Source organism: Bacillus sp. JJ1503 (genome assembly GCF_036965125.1).
Classification (GTDB): domain Bacteria; phylum Bacillota; class Bacilli; order Bacillales; family Cytobacillaceae; genus Cytobacillus.
Genome location: NZ_JBALOZ010000168.1, coordinates 8,228 through 12,237, shown reverse-complemented (window position 1 = coordinate 12,237; position 4,010 = coordinate 8,228). Strand labels below are relative to the sequence as shown.

At 38.9% G+C, this 4,010-nt stretch carries 3 protein-coding genes; 1 reads left to right on the top strand and 2 read right to left on the bottom strand.

What is annotated here, in order from left to right; genetic code table 11:
• Positions 1-476: 476 nt before the first annotated feature.
• Positions 477-929 (top strand): OsmC family protein, encoded by a 453-nt coding sequence (locus V7149_RS13680; protein ID WP_335346178.1) that lies wholly within the window; start codon positions 477-479, stop codon positions 927-929.
• A gap of 576 nt (positions 930-1,505) precedes the next feature.
• Here the strand turns inward: V7149_RS13680 and V7149_RS13675 are convergent.
• Positions 1,506-2,420 (bottom strand): nucleoside hydrolase, encoded by a 915-nt coding sequence (locus V7149_RS13675; RefSeq protein WP_335346177.1) that lies wholly within the window; start codon positions 2,418-2,420, stop codon positions 1,506-1,508.
• Between the two features lie 38 nt (positions 2,421-2,458).
• The gene (locus V7149_RS13670) at positions 2,459-3,406 is read right to left on the bottom strand and encodes a nucleoside hydrolase (RefSeq protein WP_335346176.1); all 948 of its coding nucleotides are present in this window, start codon (positions 3,404-3,406) and stop codon (positions 2,459-2,461) included.
• Between the last annotated feature and the right edge of the window lie 604 nt (positions 3,407-4,010).

The following is a 4,010-nucleotide window of genomic DNA, read 5'->3' as shown; positions in this document are numbered from 1 at the left end:
TAAATTGATATATAAATACGAACATACATATTAATTAAACGTTTGATTAAATCCCCTCAAAGCCAGGCAGCTCAAGGGATTGAGACTGTTTAATCAAACGTTTGTTTAATGCTCTCTTACACTAACCGGGACTGGCTCTAATTTTCAGAAAAAATAGTTTTATTCGCATGAATTTTATGATAATATGAATACAATAATTCTTATTGGAATAATATGAATTAAATTCTTCTTATCCAGATAGAGGGTGGGACTGACGCAGCGAACTCTCGGCATCCAGCCTATAAAGTCACTCAGTTTGTGATGAAACCTGGTGCCTAATTTAGAAGAGTGGCTAATCAACCAGAAGATGAGAAGGTATTGGCAAAATATCTTCATGTTTTGTCATGCACCCTTCTCTTATCTTAGAGAAGATGTTTTCATTTTCCAAAGCTGCAAAGCTAGCAAGTGAAATCCAAATAGGAAAGGGAGAGAAAAAGATGGCGATTACAACATTTAAAGCAAAAACAGTATTAAAAGAAAACGTATTAGTGGAAACAGAATCGAGAGGGCATAAAGTCATTGTGGATGAGCCGGCTAGCTTAGGAGGAACGGATAAAGGGATGAATCCGGTGGAACTACTTCTGTCCGCTTTAGGTGCGTGCCAGTCAATCGTAGCGAGAACGTATGCGAAGCAATTCAATATCAATCTTCAAAAGTTTTGGGTTGAATTAGAAGGAGATATTGACCTAGATGGGTTTTTTAACAAATCAGATGTAAGACCAGGATTCTTATCCATACGATATACGTTTCATATCGAAACGGATGCCCCAGAAGATAAAATTGAAGCATTTAAAGCATTCGTTGAAGATCATTGCCCTGTCGGCGACACGATTGCCAATCCTGTGAATCTTGTCTCTTCAAAAGTGGTTGTCCATCAGCCTGTTAAATAAAATGCAGCCGCAAAGAAAAAATAATACTAATATATAAACTAATAAGAGACACACAGGAAAATTAAGTTCTTGTGTGTCTCTTTTAATATGCGACTAATGTGAAACAGGATTTTCCCAAGCGTCACTGCGACCGAAATGATTCTTTTTTCCGCTAATACTTTTTCGGGCCTCTATTAATCAAACGTTTGTTTAAATGCCCTCTTGCACTGATCGGACAGGCTCTCACTAAGTTTGTATCATAATAATTATTAAAATTAGGCCATTGCTATAAATTGATATATAAATACAATCTTACATATTAATCAAACGTTTAATTAAATCCCCTCAAAGCTAGGCAGGACAAGGGATTGGGACTGTTCAATCAAACGTTTGATTAAATCTTTTCATTAGCAAACGAAAAATAGTGAACATTAGTATGGTTATATAGATAATAGCAAAGTCTATCTAACGATTGTTGATTATCTTCGCAGCGTCACTGTGACCATTCGGTTAACGAAAAAAAGAACCCCACAGAAAAGCGGATCAGTCCGCTCTTCTGTGGGATCTAGTGTTGGTAAGTGAAGAATTAAACTTAAATCATACAACTCTACTTAGAAAATGTTCTAAAAATCGATCTGCATCTACTTCTGTACAGACGCGAATCTTTGGTTCACCTTCAAGATGACCGATGGTTCTTCCTTCCTCTTCTCCTTCTAAAACAACCTTTACATTCATCATTTCCGTCTTTACAAAACTTGAATCAATGGCAACTCCCACGGCAAGTGGATCATGAAGACCACAACCAGCAATACCTGGATAATATTTTTCATAATATCCAATATAAAACTCGGTCATGTCCGCAAAAAACTGAGCCGTTTCTTTTCCAGTCGCACGCCATTCGTTAACCCTTGATAGTGGCAATAATGTTTGCAAGGTTACATCTAATCCGACAAGAGTCACCTTTAAACCAGATGAGAAAACATAATCAGCTGCTTCAGGGTCAGAGAAGATATTCGCTTCTGCATAAGCATTTACATTCCCTGGTACTTTCACAGCCCCACCCATCACAACGACCTCTTTAACGAGCGGGATGATTTCCGGTGCTTTTTGGATTGCTAAAGCAAGATTCGTCAGTGGTCCCACAGCAATGATCGTTATCTCATGCGGGCGATTTTTCACCTGTTCGATCATAAAATCCGGAGCAAATTGACTTTTCGCTTTAGACGTCGGTTCGTTCTTCAACGTATTGCCTAATCCATCCTCTCCATGGACATGTTTCGCCCAAACCTCTTTTTCGCCGCGCACGAATCGTTGAGCAGTTCCTTGATAAACAGGGATGTTCTTCCCTAACTTTTCAATAACAGTAAGTGTATTACGAGTCGCTTCTTCTACGGGTACGTTACCGAAACAGGTCGTAAAACCAAGCAGCTCTAGTTCTGGAGAGTTTATGGAGTAAGACATCGCTAATGCATCATCAATCCCCGTATCAACATCAAAAATAATTGCTTTCATCACTAATCCCCATTTCAACAGTTTAAAATTTTTTCAAATTACTTGTCTGTGTAGCTTTTCAGTGCCTCGATGACCATATCCCAAAACTTCGTATGATCTAGCTTCAAGGCAACATTGACATTTGGTTCACGCCCAGTTACACCGTGCATATCTACTAAGGTCATTCCGTAAGTATGAACCCCGGTTGTCTCCACATCTACACGCAACTTTTTCGCCTCAACAACAGAAGGATCGATACAATACGCTACACAACAAACATCATGTACAGGTGGATGTTCGAATCCAAATACCTCTAAATACGTTTTGCGGAAAAACATCAGTAGCTCGCTCACAAATTGCGCAACGGGATTGTCAATCGCAGCAATGCGTTCGCAGACCTCGTTAGTCGCTAAAGCTTGATGAGTAAGGTCAAGCCCCATCATCGTAATCGGAACGCCACTCTCAAAAACAACCTTTGCAGCCTCCGCATCAACATAAATGTTGAATTCTGCTGCTGGAGTCCAGTTGCCAAACGTACCTCCGCCCATGATGACAATTTCTTGAATTTTAGATAGGATAGCCGGTTCACGTCTCATAGCCATCGCGATATTCGTTAGCGGGCCAGTAGGAACGAGTGTAATATCCCCATCTGATTCCATTAGCTTTCGAATAATAAAATCAACAGCGTGTTCCTTTTCGATCGTTTTAGTAGCCTCTGGCAGAACCGGTCCGTCCATTCCGGAATCTCCATGAATATCGGGAGCTGTTTCGCGTTTTCTGACAAGCGGTTGACCGCTTCCTTGGAAAACAGGTACATCATACATGCCGGCAATCTCACAAACTTTTAGGGCATTCTTCGTTGTTTTCTCCACTTCAGCATTCCCTGCTACAGTTGTAATACCGACTAATTCGATGTTTGGATTCCCTGCTGCGAGCAAAATAGCAATGGCATCATCATGACCTGGATCACAATCAAGAATAATTTTGCGTTTCTTGTTTTCTAGCATAGAAAAATACCGTCCTTTTCATTACTTTGTAAATGCCACACATAAAGAATCTACTATTTATTATGCTTTCATAGGGCATATATCAATCGAGCTAAAATGGTTTGTCTTTGATCATTTAAGATGAAACCACTTGATTTCCAATTTGCATATCCTCTCTTTTGATTGAAAGCGAGGACAAAAAAGAATGCTCAACATAACACAATCTTATAATATCAAATTTTCACATAAAAAAGAAAAACGATCTCAAAGGTAAATGAGACCATTTTATCATTCCATATATAAAAGAACACAGACCGACAGCATTGATTTCTACTAAATTTGAGTGCTTCGTATTTTTGGGTCATACCTAGCATAGCAATGCCAAAGCATCCAGAACCTTTCCCGCGCTATCTTCTTTCTCTTCTTAATCAAACGATTAATTAGACCCTCTAGGAATGGGCAGATACCTCAGTCTATCTACAATCTAGTCCAAAGATTGAAATTTCCAATGGATAAATCAATTTTTTGATGACAATTTTCATATTTATTGTTCCTTAAAAAGAGGAGAAAATTATTAACATCCTTGACTGCTTGCATAAAGGGAATGATTTCAAAATTTATGGAC

Coding starts and splice junctions, on each gene's coding strand:
- V7149_RS13670 (WP_335346176.1), bottom strand. CDS start 3,406: ATGCTAGAAAACAAGAAACGCAAAATTATTCTTGATTGTGATCCAGGT.
- V7149_RS13675 (WP_335346177.1), bottom strand. CDS start 2,420: ATGAAAGCAATTATTTTTGATGTTGATACGGGGATTGATGATGCATTA.
- V7149_RS13680 (WP_335346178.1), top strand. CDS start 477: ATGGCGATTACAACATTTAAAGCAAAAACAGTATTAAAAGAAAACGTA.